Source organism: Kitasatospora sp. NPDC094016 (assembly GCF_040304045.1).
Taxonomy (GTDB): Bacteria; Actinomycetota; Actinomycetes; order Streptomycetales; family Streptomycetaceae; genus Kitasatospora.
This window is the reverse complement of record NZ_JBEOUK010000065.1, coordinates 13597-39117: the sequence shown is the minus strand read 5'-3', so window position 1 is coordinate 39117 and position 25521 is coordinate 13597. Positions and strand designations below refer to the sequence as shown.

At 73.4% G+C, this 25521-nt stretch carries 20 protein-coding genes; 7 read left to right on the top strand and 13 right to left on the bottom strand.

Features of this window, described 5'->3' with window-relative positions; genetic code table 11:
* The 4 genes from ABT015_RS35565 to ABT015_RS35550 all read right to left on the bottom strand — a co-directional run.
* A partial coding sequence (locus ABT015_RS35565) for a thiamine pyrophosphate-binding protein (RefSeq protein WP_350886773.1) occupies positions 1 to 724 on the bottom strand: 724 nt, incomplete at its 3' end.
* A 258-nt stretch (positions 725 to 982) separates the two neighbouring features.
* The gene (locus tag ABT015_RS35560; protein WP_350886770.1) at positions 983 to 2203 is read right to left on the bottom strand and encodes an MFS transporter; all 1221 of its coding nucleotides are present in this window, start codon (positions 2201 to 2203) and stop codon (positions 983 to 985) included.
* Between the two features lie 77 nt (positions 2204 to 2280).
* Positions 2281 to 2760 carry an RrF2 family transcriptional regulator gene (locus ABT015_RS35555; RefSeq protein ID WP_350886768.1) on the bottom strand — a complete coding sequence of 160 codons (480 nt, stop codon included), beginning with the start codon at positions 2758 to 2760 and terminating at the stop codon, positions 2281 to 2283.
* 134 nt (positions 2761 to 2894) lie between these two features.
* Positions 2895 to 3881 (bottom strand): NADPH:quinone reductase, encoded by a 987-nt coding sequence (locus ABT015_RS35550; RefSeq protein ID WP_350886766.1) that lies wholly within the window; start codon positions 3879 to 3881, stop codon positions 2895 to 2897.
* Between the two features lie 273 nt (positions 3882 to 4154).
* Between ABT015_RS35550 and ABT015_RS35545 the strand changes: the two genes are divergently transcribed.
* Positions 4155 to 5399 (top strand): IS701 family transposase, encoded by a 1245-nt coding sequence (locus ABT015_RS35545; RefSeq protein ID WP_350886763.1) that lies wholly within the window; start codon positions 4155 to 4157, stop codon positions 5397 to 5399.
* On the opposite strand, the gene ABT015_RS35540 is transcribed toward ABT015_RS35545, so the two are convergent.
* A complete protein-coding gene (locus ABT015_RS35540; protein ID WP_350886775.1) occupies positions 5396 to 7267 on the bottom strand; it encodes a helix-turn-helix domain-containing protein in 1872 nt (623 codons plus the stop codon). The two genes, ABT015_RS35545 and ABT015_RS35540, sit on opposite strands and share 4 nt — an antisense overlap.
* A 319-nt stretch (positions 7268 to 7586) precedes the next feature.
* Here ABT015_RS35540 and ABT015_RS35535 point away from each other — a divergent pair, with 319 nt between their 5' ends.
* The 5 genes from ABT015_RS35535 to ABT015_RS35515 all read left to right on the top strand — a co-directional run bounded on the left by ABT015_RS35535 (position 7587) and on the right by ABT015_RS35515 (position 13185).
* Positions 7587 to 8336, top strand: a complete 750-nt coding sequence (locus ABT015_RS35535; protein ID WP_350886761.1) for a 50S ribosomal protein L11 methyltransferase — start codon at positions 7587 to 7589, stop codon at positions 8334 to 8336.
* Positions 8337 to 8921: 585 nt separating this feature from the next.
* Positions 8922 to 9692: a 2,3-dihydro-2,3-dihydroxybenzoate dehydrogenase gene (locus tag ABT015_RS35530; RefSeq protein ID WP_350886758.1), complete on the top strand. Its 771-nt coding sequence runs from the start codon at positions 8922 to 8924 to the stop codon at positions 9690 to 9692.
* A 42-nt stretch (positions 9693 to 9734) separates the two neighbouring features.
* A complete protein-coding gene (locus tag ABT015_RS35525) occupies positions 9735 to 10364 on the top strand; it encodes an isochorismatase family protein (protein ID WP_350886755.1) in 630 nt (209 codons plus the stop codon).
* Positions 10361 to 12292: an anthranilate synthase family protein gene (locus ABT015_RS35520; protein ID WP_350886753.1), complete on the top strand. Its 1932-nt coding sequence runs from the start codon at positions 10361 to 10363 to the stop codon at positions 12290 to 12292. Before ABT015_RS35525 ends, ABT015_RS35520 begins: the two co-directional genes overlap by 4 nt.
* Positions 12293 to 12327: 35 nt before the next feature.
* Positions 12328 to 13185: an arylamine N-acetyltransferase family protein gene (locus ABT015_RS35515; RefSeq protein WP_350886751.1), complete on the top strand. Its 858-nt coding sequence runs from the start codon at positions 12328 to 12330 to the stop codon at positions 13183 to 13185.
* Positions 13186 to 13241: 56 nt separating this feature from the next.
* Here the strand turns inward: ABT015_RS35515 and ABT015_RS35510 are convergent, their stop codons facing one another.
* From ABT015_RS35510 to ABT015_RS35480, 7 genes are all read right to left on the bottom strand, one after another.
* Entirely contained in the window at positions 13242 to 14810 is a 1569-nt protein-coding gene (locus ABT015_RS35510; RefSeq protein WP_350886748.1) for a class I adenylate-forming enzyme family protein, read from the bottom strand.
* Positions 14811 to 14881: 71 nt separating this feature from the next.
* Positions 14882 to 16378 (bottom strand): nitrosuccinate lyase, encoded by a 1497-nt coding sequence (locus ABT015_RS35505; protein ID WP_350886746.1) that lies wholly within the window; start codon positions 16376 to 16378, stop codon positions 14882 to 14884.
* Positions 16375 to 18366 (bottom strand): FAD/NAD(P)-binding protein, encoded by a 1992-nt coding sequence (locus ABT015_RS35500; protein WP_350886743.1) that lies wholly within the window; start codon positions 18364 to 18366, stop codon positions 16375 to 16377. Before ABT015_RS35500 ends, ABT015_RS35505 begins: the two co-directional genes overlap by 4 nt.
* A gap of 73 nt (positions 18367 to 18439) precedes the next feature.
* Positions 18440 to 20011 (bottom strand): class I adenylate-forming enzyme family protein, encoded by a 1572-nt coding sequence (locus ABT015_RS35495; protein WP_350886740.1) that lies wholly within the window; start codon positions 20009 to 20011, stop codon positions 18440 to 18442.
* Between the two features lie 228 nt (positions 20012 to 20239).
* A complete protein-coding gene (locus tag ABT015_RS35490) occupies positions 20240 to 20782 on the bottom strand; it encodes an SRPBCC family protein (RefSeq protein ID WP_350886737.1) in 543 nt (180 codons plus the stop codon).
* A gap of 174 nt (positions 20783 to 20956) precedes the next feature.
* Positions 20957 to 21388: a GNAT family N-acetyltransferase gene (locus ABT015_RS35485; RefSeq protein ID WP_350886734.1), complete on the bottom strand. Its 432-nt coding sequence runs from the start codon at positions 21386 to 21388 to the stop codon at positions 20957 to 20959.
* A gap of 61 nt (positions 21389 to 21449) precedes the next feature.
* On the bottom strand, positions 21450 to 21863 hold the full coding sequence (locus ABT015_RS35480; RefSeq protein ID WP_350886732.1) for a Fur family transcriptional regulator: 414 nt from the start codon (positions 21861 to 21863) through the stop codon (positions 21450 to 21452).
* A gap of 200 nt (positions 21864 to 22063) precedes the next feature.
* Here ABT015_RS35480 and katG point away from each other — a divergent pair, with 200 nt between their 5' ends.
* Positions 22064 to 24298: a catalase/peroxidase HPI gene (gene katG / locus ABT015_RS35475; protein WP_350886729.1), complete on the top strand. Its 2235-nt coding sequence runs from the start codon at positions 22064 to 22066 to the stop codon at positions 24296 to 24298.
* Positions 24299 to 24470: 172 nt separating this feature from the next.
* Here katG and ABT015_RS35470 read toward each other — a convergent pair whose 3' ends face one another.
* Positions 24471 to 25085: a hypothetical protein gene (locus tag ABT015_RS35470; RefSeq protein WP_350886727.1), complete on the bottom strand. Its 615-nt coding sequence runs from the start codon at positions 25083 to 25085 to the stop codon at positions 24471 to 24473.
* Positions 25086 to 25521: the final 436 nt, after the last annotated feature.

Sequence of the window (25521 nt, the reverse complement as noted above, 5' to 3'; positions counted from 1 at the left end):
ACAGCACCGGGCGCTTGGCGGCCACCAGCATCTTCGCGGCCTCGCGGATCTGCTTGGCGTGCGGCTTGGTGACCGGGCGGTAGCCGGGCAGCGAGGGCTCGATCTGCCGATGTCCTGTCAGGCCCTGGAGGGCGTCCTTGGTGATGTCGACGAGGACGGGGCCGGGGCGGCCGGTGGCGGCGATGTGGAACGCCTCGGCGATCACCCGGGGGATCTCGTCGGGGTCGGTGACCAGGTAGTTGTGCTTGGTGATCGGCATGGTGATGCCGCAGATGTCCGCCTCCTGGAAGGCGTCCCGTCCGATCAGGGTCGAGGGGACCTGGCCGGTGATCGCGACGATCGGCACGGAGTCCATGTAGGCGTCGGCGATCGGGGTCACCAGGTTGGTCGCGCCCGGGCCGGAGGTGGCCATGCAGACCCCGACCCGGCCGGTGGCCTGGGCGTATCCGGTGGCGGCGTGGCCTGCGCCCTGCTCGTGCCGGACCAGGATGTGGCGCACCTTGGCCGAGTCCATCAGCGGGTCGTACGCGGGAAGGATGGCCCCGCCCGGGATGCCGAAGACGGTGTCCACTCCGACCGCTTCGAGCGAACGGATCAGTGCCTGGGCGCCGGTCATCCCGGGCTCCACGGGCCCGGTCCGTGCGTCGGGGGTGACCGGAGCGGGGGTCGGTTCGGTGGTCTCGGTGCTGTGGGTGGTCACGGGGGATTCGGTCAGCTGGGTCATCTGGCGATCTCTCGGTTTCGTCGACGTGGTGGTCCCGCGGGGAGTGCGGGGTGGTGTCCGTGGCCGGGGCCGCTGCGGTGCGCGGCGCCGCTGGGCGGCCAGGGGCGTGTCGGGGAAACCGGGGCAGCAGGGTCTGTCTCCGCGCCGGTCGTCGGTCGTCGCGTGCTGAGGGGTGTTTCAGCGCTCGGTGCGACGCCGTACCGTCAGGAAGCGTCGGCCGGAGGGGAGTTGTCCGGCCCGCAGGAGGTGTCTCGCGCCTCAGCCCTTGTTGGTGGGCGAGTGGCGGGTGAAGAGCAGGAAGATCAGGGCGATGGCGGCGATGGTCGCGCCCAGGCCGTACACGGTCGCGGCGCCGGCACCGAGGGTGGAGCCGCCGATGATGGTGCCGAGGCCGATGCCGAGGTAGATGGAGGAGGAGTTGAGGGAGACCACCAGCGGGGCCTCCTGGGGGGCGACCTCGATCAGGCGGTGCTGCTGCGGGGGTGTCTGGCACCAGCTGCTGGCGCCCCAGAGGAGGACCAGCAGGCCGACGACGGGCTTGAGGTCGGAGTCGGAGGCGGCGAGCCAGGCGAGGGACCCGAGGGCGACGACCATGGCGGTGTAGCCGACGATCAGGACCTTGGTGGAGCCCCAGCGGTCGGTGGTGTAGCCCGCGGCGAGGTTGCCGATGACGGCGCCGAGGCCGTACAGGAAGAGCATCCACAGGATGGAGCTCTCGGGCACCTTGACGGCTTCCAGCATGGGCACGCTGTACGCGTACGCGGTGTAGCTGGCGCCCATACCGAGGATGGTGAGCGGCAGGACGGCGAGGACGGCGGGCCGACGCAGGACGGCGAGGCGGGTGCGCAGCGGCACCCGGACGTTGCCGGGGAGCCGCGGCATGATCAGGCGCAGTATGACGGCGACGAGCAGGCAGAGTCCGGCGACGAGGCCGAGGGCGGTGCGCCAGCCCAGCCAGTGGCTGGCGGCGTTGCCGAGCGGCACGCCGAGTGCGGTGGCGATGGTGAGGCCGCCGATGACCACGGCGAGGGCTCGGGCCCGCAGTTCGGGGCGGACGAGGGAGGCGCTGACGGCTCCGGCGTTGGGGGTGTAGGCGGCGGCGCCGGCGGCGGCGATGATGCGGCTGATGATCAGCACGGCCATGTTGGGGGCCAGTGCCGAGCCGAGGTTGGCGATGCCGAGCGTGAACAGTGCGGTGATCAGCAGGGTTCGGCGGGGAAGCCGGGCGAGGAGGGTGGCCAGGACGGGGGAGAGGACGGCGTAGGCGGCGGCGAAGACGGTGATCGACTGGCCGGCCGTGGCCGGGGAGACGTGCAGGTCCTGGGCCATGGAGGGGAGGAAGCCGGCCACGACGAAGGCGTCCGTGCCGACGGCGAACGTCCCTAAGGCGAGGACGAGGGTGGAGGACAGGCCGCCCTGGGGTGGTGAGCCGGGTTCGGCCGGAGCTTTCCGGTCGGCCGGAATCGAGACACTGGACATCCGGATTCTCCTTGCGGGTCGGTGCATGTGCTGTGGTGGCGCCGCGCGGTGAGGCGGCCGGACCGTCGGGCGTGCGGTCAGCCGGTCATGCGGGCGTAGTGGCGTCGGGTGCGGTCGGCGGCCCCGCCCGGCGCGGCGGCCATGAGGTCGGCCACCGTCTGCCCGGCGAGTTCGCGGCGCCAGGCCAGTTCGGCCTTGCGCATCGCGGTGGCGATCCCGCACGGCTGTCGGAACTCCCGTGCGATGGCGCCACCGCCGTCCGCACGCTGGCGGATCTCGGTGCAGCGGAACACGTCGTCGGGGCCCTCGATGGCGGCGACCACGTCCATCAGGGTGATCTTCTCCGGCCGTCGGCCCAGCCGGAAGCCGCCCTTGGAGCCCGGCGTCGAGCTCAGGATGCCGGCCCGGACCAGCGCCTGTAGGCGCTTGGTCAGGTAGGCCGGCGGCAGGTCGAACCAGGCCGCCAGCCGTGCCGTCGGAACCGGTTGGTCACTGTCGAGCCATGCCAGGGTGAGGCAGCAGTGCAGGCCCCACTCGACTCCTTCACCCATTCGCATAACCAGGACAATACACGTCCAGGTTCTGCGACGCAGGCCGGACGCGCCGGAGGCCCGGAATATGTCAAGTCGCGTCCCTGCGAGGCCGTTGCGGCCCCGCCGGACCTCCGGTACAACGGTTGGCAGCCGTCCGGTCAGGCCCGCGCGTCGGGCCTGAGGACCACCCGTCTGCCGTGCAGCTCGCCGCGTTCCATTCGGCCGTGGACCTCGGCGGCGGCGCTCAGCGGAAGGGTCTCGACCGCCAGGGGGCGCAGCCGTCCGGCCGCGAGCAGGCGGTTGATGCCGACGGCGGCCTCGGCCAGTTCGGTGCTGGTCGCGTGCGAGATCACGAAGCCGGCGATCGAGCAGTCCTTCATGTAGAGCGGCCCGACCGGGAGGACCGGCCGCGAGCGGGCGCCGGCCAGCAGGACGATCCGTCCGCGCGGGGCGAGCAGGTCGACGGCGGTGGCCAGGTCGTTCTCCCCGGACGTGTCGAGGTGGAGGTCGACGCCGCCGGGGCAGGCTCGTGCGAGCCGTTCGGCGAGGTCCGGATCGCGGTAGTCCAGGGCCTCGGCCGCACCCAGGGCGAGGCACTGCTCCAGATCGTGGGCGGAGGCCGTGGCGACGACCCGGGCCCCGGCGTCGACGGCGAGGGTGACCAGCGCGGAGCCGACGTTCCCGGCCGCGCCGGCCACCAGGACGGTCTCGCCGGCCCGCAGGCGGCCGTGCGTGAACAGGCCGAGGTAGGCGGTCGCGGCCGGGTGGACGACGGCGACGGCCTCCTCGGGGAGGACGCCCTCAGGGAGGTGGTAGAGGCGGTCGGCGGGGACGACGACCTGCTCGGAGGCGGCGCCCTGGCGCCCGCCGTGGCCGAGGCTGTTGGTCCACACCCGGTCGCCGACGGCGAAGCCGGGGGTGACCGGCCCGGCCGCGGCGACGGTGCCGACCAGGTCGCGGCCGATCACGAACGGGAACGCGACCGGGGTGCGGAAGAGGCCGGAGCGGACGAAGGTGTCCACCGGGTTGACGGTGGTGGCCGTGACGTCGACCAGGACGTCGGTCGGCCCGGGACGGAGGGAGGGGAGTTCGCCGTAGCGGATGTTCTCGGGCGGCCCGAGGGCCTCGATGAAGGCTGCTCGCATGCTCGGAGAGTCTTCCACCGGTCAATGCCGGGGTGCCGCACGGAAGCCGTTTGTTCGTCAACTCGCGCGCGGCCGGCCCGCCCCTGATGGCCCCGGCACACCCCGCCGGGCGGCTCCGGGGGCGGTCGCGCCTGCCCGCGCGCCCTGTCCGGTGGTCCGGCCATAGGCCGCGCGTGCAGCCGTGTGTCCGGTGCACCTGGGCCGGGCCCGTGCCCTCTGCATACCGTCGACCCATCTGAAGATGCGTCTGCCATGTAGAGGTTGGGGATCTCGATGAGCGACTTCGCCCTGCACATCAGGGATACGCGAACGCCCGGGCGCACGCCGGGCGTCGGCAGTTCCCACGACATCGTCCTCTCGGAGCTGTGCCCGGCGCTGTTCGCGTCGCTGCCCCGGGCGGACCAGCGCCGCAAGGGTGTGGAGTACCTGCGCGGACTGCTGGGCGCGGAGGGCCGCAAGTCGGTGCGCAACATCGCGCGGCTGATCGGCGGGCAGGCCACGGAGCAGAACCTGCACCACTTCATCAGCAGCTCCACCTGGGAGTGGGACCCGGTGCGCGCCGCGCTGGCGCACTACGTGACGTCCGTCGCGCCGCCGCAGGCCTGGGTGGTGCAGCAGACGGTCATCCCGAAGGCCGGGGAGCACTCGGTGGGCGTGGACCGCCGGTTCATCCCCTCGCTCGGCCAGGTGCTCAACGCGCAGCAGGCGGTGGGCGTCTGGGCGGCGTCCGAGGAGGTGAGCATGCCGGTGAACTGGCGGCTGCACCTGTCCCGGGCGTGGCTGGACGACGTGCCGCGGCGCAGCCAGGCATCCATCCCGGCGAGTGTGGACACCCGGACGCTGGGCGACTGCTCGGTCGAGGCGGTGCTGGAGCTGACCTCGGACTGGCGGCTGCCCACGCTGCCGGTGGTGATGGACGTCCGGGAGCTGGACGGGATGAAGGCGCTGCGGCGGCTGCGCGAGGCGGGGGTGCCGTTCCTCGTGCGGATCAACAGCACGCTGCCGCTCCGCCCGGCCGAGGGGGCCGGGCACGGAGTGGAGGCGATGCCGGCCCACCGGATCATCGGGGCGTGCCGGGACCGCCGGCGGATGGTGACCTGGACCGACCACGACCAGGACGCCGGGCCGCGCACCGCGCTGGTCGGTGCCGTCCGGGTGCGGACGGTGACCGGGGCGGGTCACTCCCCGGGAGTGAACCGCAGGCCGGAGGGCCCGGACCGCGACCTGCTGTTGCTCGGCGCGGGCAGCACCGGCCGGCGCTGGCCGCAGGAGCTGTGGCTGGCCGACGTCCCGGACGCCACGCCGGCCCAGCTGTTCCGGCTGAGCCTGCGGATCGGCCGGGTCGAGCGGGACTTCGACGAGATAGCGGACCGCACCGGCATCCGCGACTACACCGGCCGTTCCTTCAACGGCTGGCACCGCCACGTCACCCTCGCCTCGGCCGCACACGCGGTCGTGGCCCTCTCCCACACCGGCGGCCGCTCGCTCCGCCGGGCGAGCCAGGCCCTGTCCGCCTAGGTCCCCTGGTCGCCCCCGGTCGACGGGCCGTCCTTGACGAGGAGGTCGCGGACGCGCGAGAGCCGGAGGGCGAGCTGGACTTCGAGTGCCTGGCCGGGGTCCTGCCAGTCGGGGCCGAGCAGTTCCGCGATGCGTTCAAGGCGGCGGGCGACGGTGTTCGGGTGGACGTGCAGCTTCTGGGCGGCCCGGGTGGGGCTGGCTCCGGTCTCGAAGTAGGCGTCCAGGGTGCGGCCGAGGTCGGTGAACCGCTGCCGGTCGTACTCGAGCACCGGACCGATGACCGAGTCGACGAAGGAGCGGACGTCCCGGTTGTCGGCGAGCAGGACACCGAGGAAGCCCAGCTCCCGGGGGGAGGCCGAGCGGCCGGTGGCGTCGAGGGCGATCATCGCCTCCAGGCAGCGCAGCGCCTCCTGGTGGCAGTGGTAGACGGAGGCGGCGTCCGCGACCGGCCCGGCCGCCGCCACCGTGATCGGTTCGCTGAGCAGCGGGGCGAGTTCGTTCAGGACGGCCCGGGCCGTCGCGCCGGGGTCGGTGCCGGGCAGCAGCAGCACGGCGTTGCCGCCGTGCCCGACCCGCAGCCCGTTCAGTCGCTGGGCCAGGCCCGTGGCCAGGGCGCAGGCCCGGCCGACCGCTCGGGCCTCGGGGCGGACGACCACCACCACGTGCGGCGTGGCCAGGTTGATGCCGAGGCGGCGGGCGCGCTCCTCCAACTGCTGCGGCGGGCGCTGGGCGCTGGTGAGCAGGTCCTCCATCAGCTCGCCGTGGGCGCGGCCCTGCACGACGGTGGTGTCGCCGGTGCGCAGCAGTTGCACCGCCACCGCCTGGGCGGCCAGTTGCAGCAGTTCGTCGATGCCGGCCGCGGGGAGGTCCTCGGGGTGGAACACCAGGGTGCCGAGTATCTCGCCTCCGGCGGTGACCGGGGCCGCCCAGAGGCCGTCCGCGGTGTGGACCGGGCGTTTGGCGGCGTGCACCTCCGCGGCGGCCGGTCCGGTCTCGGGCATCCGGCCGGTGGTGGTCAGGACGGTGCCGTCCGCCGCGTGGATCCGCAGCGCGCCACCCAGGTTCCGGCTCACGGCTTCGGCGAGGCCGTGCAGGTCGCCGTCGGTCAGCGCCCGTTCGATGAGCTCGTGATGGACGCGCCGGTGCTCGCTGAGCTCCCGCAGCGACTCGGTGGTGCGTCCGTGCTCCTCGCGCAGGGTCTGCACGGTGGCCTTGGCGTCGTCGAGGACGAGGGTGCGCTGGACGGCCAGGCCGGCGAGCTCGCCGAGCAGGTTCGCGGTGGAGATCTCCTCCGGCGTGTAGTGCCGCACGTTGCGGTCGGCGACGTAGAGCGCGCCGAAGGGGTGCGGGCCGTAGCTCAGCGGGACGGCCATGATCGCGCGCAGCGCCTCGGCCCGGACCACCTCGTCGATGTCGGTGCTGTGCCGGATCCGGTCGTCGTCGAGGTAGTCCGGGGTCCAGACCGGGGCGAGGTTGGCGACGGCGGCGTGGCCGAGGCCGGAGCCGCCGGTCAGCCGGAGGCCGACGTTGAGCATGGAGGTGTGGCCGTCCGACGCCCGGATGTAGGACAGGCCGTCCTCCGGTCCGGGGAAGCTGACGTATGCCATGTCCGCGCCGAGGAGCAGGCGCGAGCGCCGGGTGGCGACCTTGAGCACCCCGTCGAGGGTGTCGGGGACGAGGAGGTCCCGGGCGGTGTCGAGCAGCGCGGACAGGCCGGCTTCGCGTTGCTGGCGCCCGCGGCGCTGGGCGCAGATGTCCAGTCCGAGCCGGACGGCCCGCTCCAGTGCGGCCGTCTCGGCCTCGCGGGCGCCGTCGCGGGCGGCCTCGGCGAGCAGTGACTCGATGCGGGCCGGTGGTGCTTCCGCCACCAGCAAGGTCAGTACCGTCAGCGCGTCAGGCCTTTTCCTGACCTCCTGTTGGGCCACGCTTTACCCCCACCTGTGCACATCGGCCGTTTTGCCTGGCACATGCCAGGTGATGCAAAGTGTTTATCATGTCACTTTGGGTGGGGCTCGGGTGATTCCAGGGTGTGGACGGTGGAGGGGGCACCGCCGAGTGGCCCCCGATGTGTTGCCGGGTCACCTTCCCGCCGCCCGCGCCGGTTGAGGAGGATGACGTGGAGGCCGCCGGGGAGGTGGTCCGGGCGGCAAAGCCCAGCTGGCGCGGTGGGGGGCACGGGCGGACGGCATGAAGGCGCTACAGGACTACCACCGTTCGCTGGAGCGGAGCAGGGCCGCGCTGGAGCACCCGCACCGGCCCGCCACCTTCCGGCTCTGCGGCCGCGAATGGGACCTGCTGCCAGGGATTTTCGCCCCGGTCTACTCGCCCACCAGCGAGATCTCCATGCGCCTGCTCGGCCTGGACGACCCGCGGGCCGCCGGGCGCTCCGGCTCGCTGCTGGAGATCGGCTGCGGCACCGGCGTCATCGCGGTGGCCGCGGCACTGGCCGGGCACACCCGGGTGGTGGCCGGCGACATCAACGAGGCCGCCGTCCGCAACACCGGGATGAACGCCCGCCGGCACGGCGTCGCCGACCGCGTCCACGGCGTGCACAGCGACCTGTTCGCCGCGCTCGCGCCCGAGGAGCGCTTCGACACCGTCTTCTGGCACTCCAACTACGTGCTCGCGCCGGAGGACTACCGCTACCGGACGATGCACGAGCGCGGCTACGTCGACCCGGGCTACGCCGCCCACCGCCGCTTCCTCGTCGAGGCTCCGGGCCGGCTGGCTCCGGGCGGCTCGGTGCTGCTGCACTTCAGCGAGCGCGGCGACCTCACGGAGCTCCTCCGGATCGCCGAGGAGTGCGGGCGCACCCTGCGGGTGGTGCGCGGCGGCGTCTTCCCGGAGGGCGAGGAGGAGGTCGAGCACATGTTGGTCGAGGTGACGGTGGCGCGCGGCCGGTCCGGCGGCGAGGCGGCAGCTGGTACCGGCCTCTGACGTCCGGGTCCGGAGGCCCGATCGGCCGCGCCGGCTTCGGCATATGCCACGAGGTGGCGGCGCACGGTGGTCCGCCCACCTCCGGGGTAGCCGTGGGCCACCAGGGCCCGGCCGTGCCCGACGGCGTCCGGGTGGCGCGCGCGTCCGAGCCGTTCCATGGCCGGATCTCGCCGGTCCGCCACCTCGGGACGGACGTGTCCGAGGGCTGCCGTCACCGTTTCTCCTCGTGCCCGGGCGACATCTGACGGAGTGTGCCGCCACCTGATGGAGTATCCGCCACCTGACGAAGTGCGGGGGCGGGCGTTGGCGGCGCCTGGTGGCGCGCCACAGGATCTGGAAGAGCCTCGACCGTTCGGCGGCCGGCGGACCGCTGCCGGACCGTGACCCGGCCCGCGGGCCCGCCGGTCCTGCCCCACCCATGCCATCCACGGCCTCGCCACGACGCCCTTCCGTACGCGCCCGGAACGGCGCCACACACCACCGCACCGCGAGAGCGCAACCGCGAGAGCAACCGAGAGAGCAACCGAGAGAGCAACCGAGAGAGCGACGGGCCGGCCACGTGTCGGCCCCGAGGGAGGTCCGGCAGTGACGAACACGATCGCCCTGGTCACCGGGGCAGCAGGCGGCATCGGCGCGGCCGTGGTCCGGGCCCTGGCCGAACAGGGCACCGCGGTGGCCGCGGTGGACCGCGACGAGGAGGGCCTGCGCAGGACCGTGGCCGCCCTCGCCGCGGAGGGCCTGCGGGCCGAGGCCTACCCGGTGGACGTCAGCGACCACCGCGCCGTCGACCTGCTCGTCGACCGGGTGGAGCGTGAACTCGGGCCCGTGGACCAACTGGTCAACGCCGCCGGGGTGTTGCGCCTGGGCGAGGTCCGGAACTTCTCCGTCGAGGACTGGGCGGCCACCTTCGCGGTCAACGTCAACGGCGTCTTCCACGTGTCCCGCGCGGTGGTCGACCGGATGATCCCGCGCGGGCGCGGCGCCATCGTCACCGTCGCCTCCAACGCCGCCCGCACCCCGCGCACCGAGATGGCCGCCTACGCCGCTTCCAAGGCCGCCGCGACGATGTTCACCAAGAGCCTCGGCCTGGAGGTCGCCAGGTACGGCATCCGCTGCAACCTCGTCGCCCCCGGATCCACCGACACCCCGATGCTGACCTCGATGTGGCACGACGAATCCGGCCCGCAGGGCACCCTGCACGGCCGCGCGGACGCCTTCCGGGTCGGCATCCCGCTCAACAAGCTGGCCAGCCCCGCCGACATCGCCGCCGCCGTGCTCTTCCTGCTCTCCGACGCGGCCGGCCACATCACCCTGCACGACCTCACCGTCGACGGCGGCGCCGGCCTCGGCGCCTGACCGGCTCGCCCAACTCACCATTCCCCCAGGAGAGTCCACCGCATGGCAGGCATTCCGACCATCGAGCCCTATCCGATGCCGACCGCGGGCGAGCTGCCCGACAACACCGTGTCGTGGACCGTCCGCCCGGACCGCGCGGTGCTGCTCGTGCACGACATGCAGCGCTACTTCCTGCGCCCCTTTCCGGCGGACGAGGCACCCGGCCGGGAGCTGCTGAACAACGCGGGCCTGTTGCGCCGCCGGGCCGCCGAGCTCGGCGTGCCGGTCGCCTACACCGCCCAGCCGGGCGGCATGACCACCGAACAGCGCGGGCTGTTGCTGGACTTCTGGGGCCCCGGGATGCGGGTGGACCCGGTCGACCGCGAGGTCGTCGAGTCGCTCGCCCCGGCCCCCGGCGACTGGCTGCTCACCAAGTGGCGCTACAGCGCCTTCTTCCGCTCCGACCTGCTCCAGCGGATGCGCGAGGAGGGCCGCGACCAGCTGATCCTGTGCGGCGTGTACGCCCACGTGGGCGTCCTGATGACGGCCGTCGACGCCTTCACCAACGACATCCGGCCGTTCCTGGTCGCCGACGCCGTCGCGGACTTCTCCGCCGCCCACCACCGGCTCGCCCTGGAGTACGCCGCCGCGCGCTGCGCGATGCTGACCACGGCCAAGGAGACCTTCGGATGACCGACCGGACGACGGACCGGACGAGCGGGCGGACGGCGGACCGGACGACCGGGGAACTGCTGCGCCGGGTGCTCGCGGAGCGGCCGCCCGCCTTCGCCCTCCTGCACCGGCCCGAGACCACCGGCCCGGGCACGCTGGACGTCCTGTTCGGCGAGGTCGCCACCGCGCACACGCTGGACGCCGTCCCACTGGGCCCCGAGCCCGGCCGCCCGGGCCCGGAGGTCCTGGTCCTGGTCCCGTACCGGCAGATCGCCGAGCGCGGCTTCGAGGCCCGGGACGACGGCGCCCCGCTGCTCGCCATGACGGTGACCGAGCACGCCACCGTCGACCTCGGCGAAGCGCTGGCGCTGATCCCGGACCGGCCCACCGAGCTGACCGGCGCCCGCTTCGACCTCGGCGACGAGGAGTACGCCGACATCGTCCGCCGGGTGGTCGCCGAGGAGATCGGGCAGGGCGTCGGCGCCAACTTCGTCGTCCGCCGCACCTTCCTGGCCGAGATCGGCGACTACACCCTGCACGCCGCGCTGGCATTCTTCCGCCGGCTGACCGAGCGCGAGGCGGGCGCCTACTGGACCTTCGTCGTGCACACCGGGGAGCGGACCTTCGTCGGCGCCAGCCCCGAGCGGCACATCAGCCTGGCCGACGGCGTCGCCGTGATGAACCCGATCAGCGGCACCTACCGCTACCCGGCCTCCGGCCCCACCCTGGCCGGCGTGATGGACTTCCTCGCCGACCGCAAGGAGGCCGACGAGCTCTACATGGTGGTCGACGAGGAGCTCAAGATGATGGCCCGGATCTGCGAGGGCGGCGGCCGGGTGGTCGGCCCGTACCTCAAGGAGATGGCCCGGCTCGCGCACACCGAGTACCTCATCGAGGGCCGAACCGACCGCGACCCGCGCGAGATCCTCCGCGAGACGATGTTCGCCCCGACCGTCACCGGCAGCCCGCTGGAGAGCGCCGCCCGGGTCATCCGCCGTTACGAGCCCGCCGGGCGCGGTTACTACAGCGGCGTGGCCGCGCTGATCGGCCGGGACGAGCACGGCGGGCGCACGATGGACTCCGCGATCCTGATCCGCACCGCCGACATCGACGCCGTCGGCCGGATCCGGATCGGGGTCGGCGCCACCCTGGTGCGCCACTCCGACCCGGCCTCCGAGGTCGCCGAGACCAGGGCCAAGGCGGCCGGGCTGCTGGCCGCGCTGGAGGCCGCAGGCCCGCGCACCTTCGCCGGCCACCCCCGGGTCCGGGCCGCGCTGGAGCGGCGCAACACCGTCATCTCGGACTTCTGGCTGGCCGAGGACGCGGACCGCGCCCGGCGGCTCGCCGAGTTCGCCGGGCGTCGGGTGCTCGTGATCGACGCCGAGGACACCTTCACCGCCATGATCGGCCACCAACTCCAGTCCCTGGGACTTGAGGTGACGATTCGTCGGTTCGACGAGCGCTACGCCTTCGACGGCTTCGACCTGGTCGTGATGGGCCCGGGGCCGGGCGACCCGCGGCAGGCCGACCACCCCAAGATCGCCAGTCTGCGCGCCGCGGTGGCCGAGTTGCTCGCCCGGCGGCGCCCGTTCGTCGCGGTCTGCCTCAGCCACCAGGTGCTGTCCACCCTGCTCGGCCTGCCGCTGCGCCGCCGGGACGTCCCCAACCAGGGCGTCCAGCGCGAGATCGACCTGTTCGGCGCTCGCGAGCGGGTGGGCTTCTACAACACCTTCGCCGCCGTCAGCCCGCACGACACGGTCGACGTGGACGGCGTCGGCACCGTCGAGGCCGGCCGCGACCGGGAGACCGGCGAGGTGCACGCCCTGCGCGGCCCGCACTTCGCGTCCATGCAGTTCCACGCCGAGTCGGTGCTCACCCAGGACGGCCCCCGGATCGTCGGCGGCCTGATCGCCGAGGTCCTCCGGGCCGGGGCGATCCTTGCCGGGTAGTCTCCGGGGGACCGCACGGGAGAGAGGCCGACAGGATGGGTGATGACCGCGCCACCGGCGAATGGGGAGCGGAACTGCTCGACGTCGGGGCCTACCTGGCCCGCACCGGCGTTTCCGGTCCGCGGCCTCCCGAACCCGGGACGCTGCGCCGGCTGCACCGCGCCCACCTGCTGGCCCTTCCGTTCGAGAACCTCGACATCCCGCTCGGCCGCGGCATCCCGCTCGACCTGGACCGCGTCCAGGCCAAGCTGGTCGCCGGCGGCCGCGGCGGCTACTGCTTCGAACAGAACCTGCTCTTCGCCGCGGTGCTGGAACGCCTGGGCTTCCAGGTCACCAGGCTCGCCGCCCGAGCCCTGCTGAACGCCGGCCGACCGCTGCCGCGCACCCACCTGGTGCTGCTGGTGACGGCCGGCCGGGCGCGTTTCCTCGCCGACGTCGGCTTCGGTGACAAGGGGCCGCTGGAACCGCTGCCGCTGACCGACGGCGCCCTGGCCGAGCCCGACGGCTGGACTCACCGGCTCCGCCGGGTCGGCTCGGCGCCGGACAGCTGGGTGCTCGAACTCCTCCGCCCCGACGGGTGGTTGCCGCTCTACCGGTTCGAGACGGGCCTGCCGCTGCACCAGGTCGACTGCGTGGTGATGAACCACTACACCTCCACCCACGAGCGCTCCCCGTTCACCGGCCGGGCCTACCTGTCCAGGATCACGCCGCAGCGGCGGCTCTCCCTCGACGGCCGGCGGCTGGTCGTCGCCCGCGCCGACGGCACGACGGAGGCCGCGGAGCTCACCGACGAGCGGTACGCCGCCGTCCTCGCGGAGGACTTCGGCGTCCGGCTCGGGCCCGGGGACCTGCGGTCCGTCCTGCGGAGCCTGCCGGCCGTCGGCCCCGCCTGACACGCGTCGGCCCCGGCGGGTCTCACGACACCGCCGGGGCCGACGCCTTCCGCGGCTCAGGCCTCCTCGGCCGTGGCCAGCTCCCTGGCCAGCTCCAGCCGCTTCACCTTGGTCGTGGCGGTGTGCGGCAGCTCGTCCAACCGGCGCTGCACGGGCGGGGCCAGGGTGGGCAGGCCGGCCACCGCGCGCTTCCAGCGGGCGAGGTCGAGCGGCTGGTCGTCCCGGGTGCAGACCACGGGCACCGGGGCGCTGTCCCCGCCGGGCACGATGATCACCTCCAGCAGCTCGGGCAGCCGGGTGAACAGCTTGTCCTCCAGGTCCAGGGTGCTGTTGATCCCCGGGATCTCGTCGACCTCGCGGTCCAGCAGATGCAGGCAGCCCCACCGGCCGCGGTAGCCGAGGTCGCCCATCCGCCACCAGCCGTCCGGCGAGAACTGGCCCTTGAAGCGCTCCCGCTCGCCGAAGTAGGTGACGATCTGCCCGCCGCTGCGCACCTCGATGTGGCCGGGGGAGTCCTTGGTCACCGGCCGGCCGTCCCGGCTGACCACCCGGACCTCGGTCATGCCGGGGAAGGTCCGCCCGACGCAGCGGCCGTCGGCGCCGCTGCGGCGGTGCCGGGTGTAGGTGCGGGCGGCGATGGCGCCGGTCTCGCTCTGCCCGTACGTCTGGGCGAAGAACGGCAGGCTGCGCTCGGACGCGCCCAGCAGGGTGTCGACCGTGCGCGGGTGGATGGCGTCGAAGGTGTTGCTGAAGCAGCGGACCTTGGCCAGCGGTTTCGCCGGGTGGTCCGCCAGGACCTCCCAGCTCAGCAGGGTGTTGGGGTGGGACTCGATCACCCCCGGGGGGATCCGGGCGAACAGCTTCGCGACGTGCTCCGGCTCGTCGTCCCGCAGGATGATCATGGGATGGCCGCGCAGCGCGAACAGCGCGGCCCCGCTGATCATCCGCGAGTGGACGAAGGAGACGTGTACGGCGATCGGCTCGTGCCGCCCGACCGGGGCGAGCAGCACCGACTGCGGGCGGCAGCGGGCCTGGATCGTGATGCCGGTCTGGACGGCGAGCTTGGGCAGGCCGGTGGTGCCCGAGGTGTGGGTGATCAGGGCCGGCCGGTCCTGCGGCATGGTCACCGGCGCCACCCGCTCGACCCCGGCCAGCCCGGCCAGCGCGGTCGCGCCCGGGAACTCCCCGGTGGCCACCAGCACCCGCTCGGTCAGGTCGAACACCTCGGACGGGAGCGCCTCCTCCAGCTTCGCCGCGTCGGTGAGCAGCGTCGGCCGGGACAGTCGCTCCAGCAGGCGGGCGACGGTGGCGCCGTCCAGCTTCGGGGACAGCAGCACCGGCACCCCGCCGACCCGGGCGACGCTGTAGGCGAGCAGGGAGATGTCGAAGCTGTCCGACTTGTGGATCACCACGTGCGAGCCGGGGCGGACCTGGGAAGCCCACAGCCGGGCGGCGAAGTCGTCGATCAGGTCGGCGAGTTCGGTCAGGGTGACCCGCCGGCCCAGCTCCGGGGCGATGTCGAGGTCGTGGTCGAGGTAGACCGGGCTCGCCGGGTGACGGGCGGCCGCGCGATCGAAGACCGTGCCCAGTCGGATGCCTCGGTTGCCGACGCGTTGCAGGAACATGCTCCTCTTCCCCTTCGGTTGGTCGCGGATCGCTCGGGCGCCCGGCGTCGGGGCGCCGACGCCGGCCGCCCTCACGGCTCGCGCAGGGCCCGGTCGACGAGGGGCCCGGCCGCCCCGGTGTACGCGGTCGGATCGCACAGCCGAGAGAGCTCGGCCTTGCCGAACACGCCGTCGAGAGCGGGCAGTTCGGCGAGCACCTGCTCCAGTGGCCGCCCGTCGCGGTCGGCCTCGCCGGAGGCCTCGGTGAGCAGCTGCCTGGCCGCCGCCTTGCCGAGCCGGGGCGCCAGGACGGCGACGATCCGCTCCGAGACGATCTGACTTCCCGTCAGTTCCAGGTTGGTGCGCATCCGTTCGGGCCGGACCTCCAGTCCCTCGGCGAGCTCCACCGCGGTGTGCGCGGCGCCCCCGGTCAGCCGCAACGCCTCGCGCAGCAGTTGCCACTCGGCGTGCCAGGCGCCCCCCGAGCGCTCGTCCTCGGCCAGCAGGCACTGGGTGAGCCCGGCGGCGATCACCGGCACCTGCAGTGCGGCGCTACGGATCAGGGTGGCCAGCACCGGGTTGCGCTTGTGCGGCATCGCGGAGGAGCTGCCGCGCCCGGCCGCGGTGGGCTCGGCCACCTCGCCGACCTCCGTCCTGGTCAGCGACTGCACGTCGATCGCGATCTTGCCGAGTGCGCCGGCGGTGAACGCCAGTGCGCCGGCGAGGTCGGCGATCGGGGTGCGCAGCGCGTGCCAGGGCAGCACCGGGCGGGCCAGCCCGGTCTCGGCGGCGAAGGCGGTGAGCAGCCGGTCCAGGTAGTCGCCCGGGTCCGGCGCCGCCCCGTCCGCCCCGCCCGCGGCCGCGCCGTCGATCCGGGCGTACTCCAGGTACCCGGCGAGGGTGCCGGCGGCGCCGCCGAGCGAGACCGGCAGGCCGTGCTCGGCGACCCGCCCGAGCCGCTGCTCGGAGTCCAGGACGAGCCGGCGCCAGCCGGCCGCCTTGAGCCCGAAGGTGGTCGGTACGGCTTGCAGGGCGAGCGTGCGGCCGGGGAGGACGGTGTCCCGGTGCCGCTCGGCGAGGACGGCCAGGGCCCGCGCGGTGCGGGCGAGGTCGGCGCGGATGATCCGCAGGGCCTGGGCGGCCACCAGCATCGCGCCGGTGTCCAGGACGTCCTGGCTGGTGGAGCCGCGGTGGACGTACTCGGCGGCGGCCCGGTCCTCGGCCGCCACCACCGCGGTCAGCGCCCGGACCAGCCCGACCACCGGGTTGGCGGTCTCCCGGGACTCGACCGCGAGGGCCCGCAGGTCCAGCAGCTCGGCGCGGGCCAGGCGGGTGATCGTGTCGGCGGCGGTCTTCGGCAGGGTGCCCAGCCCGGCCTGGGCCCTGGCCAGCGCCGCCTCGGCGTCCAGCATGGCCTGCAGCCAGGCCCGGTCGCAGACGGCGGCCTCGACCGGGGTTCCGGCGCGGACCGGCGAGAGCAGCCCGGCGTCGGTCAGGATGCCGACCGCGTCGAGCGGGCCGTGCGCGTCCTGCGCGTCGTGCGGGCCGCCGGGGCCGTGCGGGGCGGCCGGCTCGTCGGGGTCGGTCATATCAGCACTCCGGTCAGGTCGGTGACGGCCGCGTCCGGCCGGACGCCGAAGGGCAGCTGGGTGGTGGGCGGCAGGGCGAGCAGCGAGCGGGCGATCGCGTCCGAGTCGCCGAGGGTCACCGAGTCCACGCCGGGCCGGATTCCGGCCGCCGTCACCCAGTGCACCGACTCGGTCGGCACCCCGTAGGCGTAGCGCCGCGGGTGCGCGCGGCCCCGGGTGTCCAGCAGCCGGTACGGCCGTTTGGTGACGGCCAGGCCACCGGTCTCGTAGTCGGTGCCGCCCGTGCCCGGGATCCGGTACGCGGTGGCCTGCTCGGTGCTCAGCAGGTGCTGCAGCAGCGGGTCGGTGGTGCGGCGCAGGTCGGGTTCGGGCAGCCGGGCCTCGATCAGGACGGTGGCCCGCACCGGCGGCTGGGGCACCGCCCGGGAGGTCAGCACGTAGGCGGCCGCCTCGGTGTCGATCCGGATCTCGGTGCCCGGGCCGGTGAGTTCGACCACCCCGGCCTCGATCAGGGCGATCAGCTCCTCGATCCGGGAGACCGGCGGGCCGATCGACAGGAAGGCGTTGAGCGGGGTGTACCAGCCCTCCAGGTCGTCCCGGTGCGAGCTCCCCTCCAGCCCGCCGTGGTCCACCGCGAGGCGGATCTCGTTGCGCAGGTCGCGCAGGATGTCCAGGGCGGCCTTGAGCGGGCCGCTGAGGTTGCCGGCCCGGGCCGCCTCGACGTCCTCGGCCAGGTATCCGAGCAGCCAGTCGCGGAAGTCCTCCGGCCCGGTGAACTCCCGTTCCCCGTAAGGGCGGAAGAGCCGCTCCCAGTCCCAGCGCTCCGACTCGGGGATGCCGTACTCGTCGAGCAGGGCCGCGAAGCCGCCGCCGTGGGCGACCGTCAGGTACCGATCGACGAAGGGCTCCCGCTCGGCGCCGCGGCCCTTCGCGTCGAGCAGCGTGCCGTAGTAGACGCTCTCCACCTCGCGCGAGATCAGCGGCCACAGGTCGGTGCGGAACTGCACCGGCTCGCCGGCCGCGGACTGCTCGCGCAGCCCGGCGATGTACTCGGCGGTCAGCAACCGGGGGAAGTAGCGGCCGTACGCGCCCTTCTCGTTCTCGCCGCGGGCGTGGTACGGGATGCCGCGGCGCGAGGTGGCGAACAGCTTCGGCTCCCGGCCCGACGGCCGGTACACCAGCCGTCCGTCCGCGCGGACGAAGGCGCCGCCCCGGCCGACCGTGAACAGGGCCATGTGGTCGAAGAAGTTCAGCCCGAGGCCGCGCACCAGTACGTGCTGGCCCGGCAGGATGCCGCTCAGGTCGAGGTCCGCCGGGTTGGCCGGGGTGATGTAGGTGAGGTGGTGGATCCGGGACAGGCTCGCCGTCCGCTCCTCGTGCGGGGTCGGCCGGGCCGCGACGTGGCCCTGGGCGAGCACGATGGCGTCCAGGTGGTTGAGCCGGCTGCCGTTCTCCAGGCGGATGCCCTGCGGGCCGCCGGGGACACCGTGGGTGTCCGCCATCGCCACCGCCCGCGAGCGGTGCACCCGGACGGTGACGTGCGCGGGCGCGCCGTCCACCACCCGGCGGAAGCTCGCGTTCAGGTAGCGCCCGTAGAACGCCCGGGTGGGGTAGCTGTCGGCTCGCAGGACGCGGGCCTCGGCCACGCACTCCTCGTCCTGCCCGGAGGCGGCGCCGGCCCCGGCGACCTCCACCGCCCACTCCCACAGGCTCGGACCGGGCTCGATCGGCCCGTCGATCCGGGAGCTGTCGTCGGTGTACACGGTGATCTGCGAGGCGACGGTGTTCATCAGCAGGTGCCGTGACTGGTCCTGGCGCCAGACGGCGCCGGCGCCGGGCGCGGCCGGGTCGACCATGTGCACCGTGATGGAGCCGTGCGAGGGCTCCGCGCGCTCGTTGGCGCAGAGCCGCTCCAGAACGGACAGGCCGCGCGGGCCGGCCCCGATGACGCAGACCTCCAGCGCCGCCCTCGTACCCACTCCGCTCATGCGCCCGCCCCGCTTCGCTCGGCACGGGCGTCCGCCCGCGCGCACCTCTCGATGACGAGCTCGCTTCGCTCACTCACGGCTTCACGTCCTCCACGTCTTCCACGTCCGTCCGGGTGCCCTGCGGGGCGTCGGCGAGCAGCAGGCGGGCGAGCTCCAGGCGCTTGATCTTGGTGGTGGCGGTCCTCGGCAGCTCGTCCAGCCGCCGGTGGACCGGCTCGGCCATCGGCGGCAGCGACGCCGCGGCGCGCCGCCAGGCCGCCAGGTCCAGCGGTTCGTCGTCCTTGGTGCACACCACCGGCACGGCCCTGCCGTCCGGGCCGGGGATGATGATGACCTCGGCGAGGCCGGGCAGCTGGCCGAACAGGGTGTCCTCGGCCGCGAGGGTGCTGCCGAAGCCCTCGATCAGGTCGACCTCGCGGTCCAGCAGGTGCACGCAGCCCCACTTGGTGCGGTAGCCGACGTCGCCCATCCGCCACCAGCCGTCCGCCGACACCTGGGCGTCGTAGCGGTCCTGCTCGCCGAGATAGGTGACGATGCGCCCGTCGCTGCGCACCTCGATGAAGCCCGGGTTCCGCTCGGACGGCGGGTTGCCGTTCCGGCTGACCACCCGGACGTCGGTCATCCCGGGGAACGGCATGCCGACGCAGCGGCCGTCGTCGTCCAGGGTGCGGCGCCGGGTGAAGCCGCGGACGATGGCCGGGCCGACCTCGCTCTGCCCGTACAGCTGGCCGAAGAGCGGCGAGCGGCGCCGGGTGGCGCGCAGCAACCGGTGCACGGTCCGCGGGTGGATCGCGTCGAAGGTGCTGCTGAACAGCTTGACGTTGGACAGCGGGCCGCGCGGGTCCTGCGCCAACTCCTCCCACTCCATGAAGGAGTTGGGGTGCGCCTCCAGGATGCCCGGCTTCAGCCGCGCGAACAGGTCGCCGACGTGCTTCGGGTCCGACTCGCGCAGCACGACCAGCGGGAAGCCGCGGTAGAGGGAGATCGCCAGCGCGGTGATCAGTCGGGAGTGGACGAAGGAGACGTGGATGGCGATGGTCTCCCGGCCCGGGATCAGCGGGGCGATGACGGAGGCCTGCGGGCGGTAGCGGGACTGCAGGCTGAACCCGGTGTGCACGGCCAGCTTGGGTGTCCCGGTGGTGCCCGAGGTGTGGGTGATCAGCGTCGGGTGGTCGGCCGGCATGACGACGGGCTCGACCCTCTCCACCCCGGCCAGCGCCCGCAGTTCGACGGCATCCCGGTACGATCCGGAGGTCAGCACCACCCGGTCGGCGAGGTCGAAGACCGTCTCGGGCAGCACGTTCTCCAGCTTCTCCTGGTCGGTCACCAGGAACGGCCGGTCGGTGCGGCGGACCAGCTCGGCGACGGTCGCGCCGTCCAGTGCCGGCGACAGCAGCACCGGGACCGCCCCGATCCGCGCCGCCGCGCACGCGAGCAGCGTGATGTCGAAGCCGTCGGCCTTATACACCACCACCCGCCGGCTCGGCCGCACGCCCGCCGCCCAGAGCCGGGACGCCAGGTCGTCCACCAGGTCCGACACCTCGGCGACAGTCGCCCTGCGGCCCAACTCCGGTGCCGCGTCGAGGTCGTGGTCGAGGATGAGGACGTTCGCGCCGTGTCTGGCCGCGGCGCGCTCGAAGAGCATCCCGAGCTGAATTCCCCGGTTTCCGATACGTTGAAGAAGCACCTGTCCGCCTCCCGGTCCGCGGCTGTGCGCCGTCGGCGCCTGACGTGAATGGAATGGACACCACCCGCGGTGAAAGGGACACCGTCCGAGGTGAATTGGCGTGCCCGGGCGTCCGAATGGCCGCGTGCCCGGGTACCGGCCCGGGAATTCCGGGCGAATCGCGGAAAGGCCGGATACCGCCCGGCGTCACGCCTCTTCGATGACGGCCTTGATGCGCTGCAGGGTGGCGGCCAGATCGCCGGAGATCTTGTCGCCCCACTCCGCGAAGAAGCGCTGCTTCTCGGCCGCGTCCATCTCCGCGGTGATGCCCTTGATGCCCTGGGTGGCCGAGTCCATGCGGAAGTGGTGGGTCAGCAGGCTGCCGCCCTCGGCGGCCTCGATGTCGAAGCCCCAGACGCTCTCCTGCTTCTGGCCGTCCGAGTTGTGTATCGCCCACCGGAAGGTCCGGCCCGGCTCCGCGGTGACCACCTCGGACTGGGTCGTCCACCGGCCGCGGACCACCGGCGCCCAGGCGACGATGTCGTCGCCGCGGAGGTTGTCGCCGCGGAACACGGACCCGACGGCGGCCGGCTCGCCGACCGTCCATTCACCGCCCAGGCATTCCGGGCTCCATTCGCCGCTGCGCGGCAGGTCGCTGATCACCGCGTAGACCTCGATCGGTGTCGCGGAAATGCGGATGTCGGCGTCGGCGGAGAATATCGGCTGCTTCTCGTTGATGGTTTCGCCCATGCCGGGAATCGTCCCAGCCGGGCCCCGGCGGGGGTCAAGGACGGGGCGGCGGGTCCGTCAACTCCGTGATTCCGTGTCAACTCCGGCCCGGCGCCGCGGCGAACGGCCGCGAACCGGCCGGCACCACCGGCCGCGAACCGGCCGCCCCCTCGAACCGGCCGTCCCCTCGAACCGTTACGAACCGGCCCGGATCTCGCGGGCGAAGTGCAGGGCGACGATCGACATCCGGGCCGTGTGGTAGAAGCGGTGCGCGCCGTGGTTGGTCACCCCCGAGTCGAGCTCGATCCGGGCGCACCCCGCCCGTCGGGCCCGCTCCGCCAGCTCCGCCATCAGTCGCCCGCCGACCCCCGCCGACCGCACCGCGCGGTCGGTCACCAGGTCGTCGACGAACAGCAGCCGGCCGCGGCTGGTCGCCAGCACCCGGTGGGTCGCCACCCCGACGCACCGCCCGCGACCGTCGTACGCGGCGGTGAAGACCAGCCCCTGTGCGTGCGCCTCGGCGGCGAAGGCGGCGAACCCCTCGGCGGTCAGGGACGGCCTCAACTGCCGTATCAGCGGCCCGAGATCGGTCGCCATGGCGGCGTTCCCCGGCGTGACGTCAACCATCGTCAGTTCCATTCCCCGATCTTCGCAGGGAATCCCGACGGGGGCCGTGGTCAGCCCGTGGTCAGCCCGCGCAGGCCGGGCAGAGACCGCGGTAGGTGACGGCGGCGTCGGTGACGGTGAAGCCGAAGCGCTGGTCGACGGGGAGGCCGGCGAGGGGGTCGTCGGTGGGGTGGACGTCGCGGATGGTGCCGCAGTGGGTGCAGACGAGGTGCTGGTGCGGGTGGTGGGCGTTGGGGTCGTAGCGCTTGGCCCGGCCGTCGGTGGAGACCTCGGTGACCTCGCCGAGGGTGACCAGTTCGCCGAGGGTGTTGTAGACGGTGGCCCGGGAGATCTCGGGCAGGCGTTCGGCGGCCCGGGCGTGGACCTCGTCGGCGGTGAGGTGCACGTGCTCGCCGTCCAGGACCTCCGCCACGACACGCCGCTGGGAGGTGAGGCGCCAGCCGCGTCCGCGCAGTCGCTCCAGCAGGTCACTCATATCGGTTCACCTATTCAGGTCAATGGGAGGTCAGGATTTTACCAAGTTATTTCGGCTTCTCTCCGGTTCCCGATCGGATATGTGTTTGGTGTCGTTCTTGACGTGGATCGTGTCCATCGTAGGATCGGCTCCGGCGATAGCCTGGGTAGCAGGAAGTAGCAGTGAAGACACCGTGATCCGCCTTGTAGGGAAGGATTTCCATGTCTGAGAACCACGATCCGATCGTTACCGAACCCGAGCCGCAGGCGGAGGGCACGGGCGGCTGCCCGGTGGCCCACGGGCGCGCGCCGCACCCCACCCAGGGCGGCGGAAACCGCCAGTGGTGGCCGGAGCGGCTCAATCTGAAGATCCTCGCGAAGAATCCGGCCGTGGCGAATCCGCTCGGCGCCGACTTCGACTACGCCGCGGCGTTCGGATCCCTCGACCTTCCGACCGTGAAGCGCGACATCGAGACGGCCCTCACCACCTCGCACGCGTGGTGGCCGGCCGACTACGGGCACTACGGCCCCTTCATCATCCGGATGGCGTGGCACAGCGCGGGCACCTACCGGATCAGCGACGGCCGCGGCGGCGCCGGCGCCGGGCAGCAGCGCTTCGCCCCGCTGAACAGCTGGCCCGACAACGCCAGCCTGGACAAGGCCCGCCGCCTGCTGTGGCCGGTGAAGAAGAAGTACGGCCGCGACCTCTCCTGGGCCGACCTGATGATCCTGGCCGGGAACGTCGCCCTGGAGTCGATGGGCTTCGAGACCTTCGGTTTCGGCGGCGGCCGCGTGGACGAGTGGGAGCCGGACGAGGACGTCTACTGGGGCCCGGAGACCACCTGGCTCGGCGACGAGCGCTACACCGGCGACCGCCAGCTGGAGCGGCCGCTCGCCGCCGTCCAGATGGGCCTGATCTACGTCAACCCCGAGGGCCCCAACGGCACCCCGGACCCGCTCGCCGCCGCCCGCGACATCCGCGAGACCTTCTACCGGATGGCGATGAACGACGAGGAGACCGTCGCGCTGATCGCCGGCGGCCACACCTTCGGCAAGACCCACGGCGCGGGCCCGGCGGACAACGTCGGCCCCGACCCCGAGGACGCCCCGATCGAGCAGCAGGGCCTCGGCTGGAAGAGCACCTTCCGCACCGGCAAGGGCGGGGACGCGATCACCAGCGGCCTGGAGGGCGCCTGGACGGCCACCCCGGTGACCTGGGACAACAGCTTCTTCGAGACGCTGTTCGGCTACGAGTGGGAGCTGACCAAGAGCCCGGCCGGCGCCTTCCAGTGGAAGCCGAAGGGCGGCGCCGGAGCGGGCACCGTCCCGGACGCCCACGACCCGTCCAAGCGGCACGCCCCGACGATGCTGACCACCGACCTGTCGCTGCGCCTGGACCCGGTCTACGAGCCGATCTCCCGGCGCTTCCTGGAGCACCCCGAGGAGCTCGCGGACGCCTTCGCCCGCGCCTGGTTCAAGCTGACCCACCGCGACATGGGCCCGCTCGCCCGCTACGTCGGCGCGGAGGTGCCGACCGAGCAACTGGTGTGGCAGGACCCGCTGCCCGCGGTCGGCTACCAGCAGATCGACGCCGCGGACGTCGCCGCCCTGCGGGAGCGGATCGCCGCCTCCGGGCTGTCGGTGTCCGAGCTGGTGTCCACCGCGTGGGCGGCGGCCTCCTCCTTCCGCGGCAGCGACAAGCGCGGCGGCGCCAACGGCGGCCGGATCCGGCTCCAGCCGCAGATCGGCTGGGAGGTCAACGAGCCGGACCGGCTGGCCTCGGTACTGCGCACCCTGGAGGGCGTGCAGCAGGAGTTCAACGCCCGGTCCGGCGCCAAGCAGGTCTCGCTGGCCGACGTGGTGGTGCTGGCCGGCGGCGTCGGCGTGGAGAAGGCCGCCCGGGCGGGCGGCCGCGACGTGGTGGTGCCGTTCACGCCGGGCCGGGTGGACGCGACGCAGGAACTCACCGACGTCGACTCCTTCGCGGCGATGGAGCCGACCTCGGACGGCTTCCGCAACTACGTGGGCAAGGGCAGCCGGCTGGGCGCCGAGTACCTGCTGCTCGACAAGGCGAACCTGCTGACCCTGAGCGCGCCCGAACTGACCGTCCTGGTCGGCGGCCTGCGGGTGCTGGGCGCCAACTACCAGCAGTCCCCGCACGGCGTCCTCACCGAGACCCCCGAGGCCCTGACGAACGACTTCTTCGTCAACCTGCTGGACCTGGACACGGAGTGGAAGGCCACCTCGGAGGACGGGCACACCTTCGAGGGCCGGGACGCGGCCACCGGCGCGCTCAAGTGGACCGGCACCCGGGCCGACCTGGTCTTCGGCTCCAACTCCGAACTGCGCGCCGTCGCCGAGGTCTACGCGAGCGACGACGCGAAGGAGAAGTTCGTGGCGGACTTCGTCGCGGCGTGGGTCAAGGTGATGAACCTGGACCGGTTCGACGTCGCCTGATCCCGGATTCCCGTGCGGCTGAAGGGAGTTGGCGTCAGCCGTCCGGAAAGCGGGACCGGCCCGCCATCGGCCCGGAGGTGTCCGCCTCCGGGCCGATGGCTGCCCGCCGTCCGGGCGGCCCGGGCGCGGACGGTCGAGGCGCTGCGGGCGCGGTGAGGGGCCGGGCGGCGGGTCAGGCGCCCTCGCCGGGCCGGTGACCATCCGCCCCGGGCTCCGCCGCGGTGTCCCGCTCCGCCGCGTTCTGCGCGGCCGGGTCCTGTTCGGCCTGGTGCTGTTCCGCCGTGTCCTGCTCCGCCGTGTCCTGCTCCGCCTTGTGCTCGGCGGCCCGGACCTGCTCGGCGAAGTCCTGCGCGTCGATCCGCTCGACCGTGGCCCCGTGCCGGGAGGCCAGGTCGTCGGCCCGGTCGGGGGAGGACTCCCGGAGCTCCAGGACGAGCAGCGCGCCACCGTCCGGGACGCGGGGCGAGAGCATGATCAGACCGGCGCCGCCCTCCGTCGCCCGGCCCTCCTCGGCGGCGTTGCCGAGCGCCGCACCGGCCGCGAAGCCGAGCAGGACGCCGATCGGCCCGCCGACCAGGCCCACCAGGCCGCCGAGGACGCCGGAGCCGACGGTGGTCACGCCCGCGCCCCGGGTGAAGGTGTCCTGGATCTCCAACAGGCCGTCGGCGCTGCGTTCCAGCGCCGCCAGCTGCCGCAGGCCGGGCAGGTGCTGCGCCTCGTCGAAGGCCGTCCGCCATGCGGCGGCGTCCGGGAAGGTCAGCAGGACGACGTTGTGCTGCTCGCTCATCGTGCTCCGATCGGGCCGGGGGCGGGGGTTGCCGGATTCCATCGTGGCCTTCGGTGCTCGGCCTGGCCACAGGAGCGACGGGCGCGCGACTGCCCGGGGCTCGGCCGTTCACACGTGAGGCCTGGTTCAGGCTCCCGTCACCGCCCGGATTCCGGACAGGTGTACCCCGACTCGCCCTTGCCGCCTCACCGCCCCTCCCCCCGCGCGCTCCATCCCCCGGCCCCCTGACCCCCGACCTTCTGGCCCCGCGTCCCGCCCCCTGAGATGGTCGGCGAGGTCGGGCCGCGCGGGCTTGGCCGGGACGTTCCTGTGATCGTCGGACCGCGTGCCCGGAGTGCACCGCAACCGGCCCCTGAATCGAACATCGCGGACCCTCCCGGTGATCGATTGCCACCAACTCGCCGCCGCCGACACGGAATCGCCCGGATCGAGTGAG

Coding starts and splice junctions, on each gene's coding strand:
- ABT015_RS35470 (WP_350886727.1), bottom strand. CDS start 25,085: ATGAGCGAGCAGCACAACGTCGTCCTGCTGACCTTCCCGGACGCCGCC.
- ABT015_RS35525 (WP_350886755.1), top strand. CDS start 9,735: ATGGCAGGCATTCCGACCATCGAGCCCTATCCGATGCCGACCGCGGGC.
- ABT015_RS35555 (WP_350886768.1), bottom strand. CDS start 2,760: ATGCGAATGGGTGAAGGAGTCGAGTGGGGCCTGCACTGCTGCCTCACC.
- ABT015_RS35560 (WP_350886770.1), bottom strand. CDS start 2,203: ATGTCCAGTGTCTCGATTCCGGCCGACCGGAAAGCTCCGGCCGAACCC.
- ABT015_RS35495 (WP_350886740.1), bottom strand. CDS start 20,011: ATGCTCTTCGAGCGCGCCGCGGCCAGACACGGCGCGAACGTCCTCATC.
- katG (WP_350886729.1), top strand. CDS start 22,064: ATGTCTGAGAACCACGATCCGATCGTTACCGAACCCGAGCCGCAGGCG.
- ABT015_RS35505 (WP_350886746.1), bottom strand. CDS start 16,378: ATGACCGACCCCGACGAGCCGGCCGCCCCGCACGGCCCCGGCGGCCCG.
- ABT015_RS35480 (WP_350886732.1), bottom strand. CDS start 21,863: ATGAGTGACCTGCTGGAGCGACTGCGCGGACGCGGCTGGCGCCTCACC.
- ABT015_RS35545 (WP_350886763.1), top strand. CDS start 4,155: ATGAGCGACTTCGCCCTGCACATCAGGGATACGCGAACGCCCGGGCGC.
- ABT015_RS35550 (WP_350886766.1), bottom strand. CDS start 3,881: ATGCGAGCAGCCTTCATCGAGGCCCTCGGGCCGCCCGAGAACATCCGC.
- ABT015_RS35490 (WP_350886737.1), bottom strand. CDS start 20,782: ATGGGCGAAACCATCAACGAGAAGCAGCCGATATTCTCCGCCGACGCC.
- ABT015_RS35510 (WP_350886748.1), bottom strand. CDS start 14,810: ATGTTCCTGCAACGCGTCGGCAACCGAGGCATCCGACTGGGCACGGTC.
- ABT015_RS35520 (WP_350886753.1), top strand. CDS start 10,361: ATGACCGACCGGACGACGGACCGGACGAGCGGGCGGACGGCGGACCGG.
- ABT015_RS35500 (WP_350886743.1), bottom strand. CDS start 18,366: ATGAGCGGAGTGGGTACGAGGGCGGCGCTGGAGGTCTGCGTCATCGGG.
- ABT015_RS35515 (WP_350886751.1), top strand. CDS start 12,328: ATGGGTGATGACCGCGCCACCGGCGAATGGGGAGCGGAACTGCTCGAC.
- ABT015_RS35535 (WP_350886761.1), top strand. CDS start 7,587: ATGAAGGCGCTACAGGACTACCACCGTTCGCTGGAGCGGAGCAGGGCC.
- ABT015_RS35485 (WP_350886734.1), bottom strand. CDS start 21,388: ATGGTTGACGTCACGCCGGGGAACGCCGCCATGGCGACCGATCTCGGG.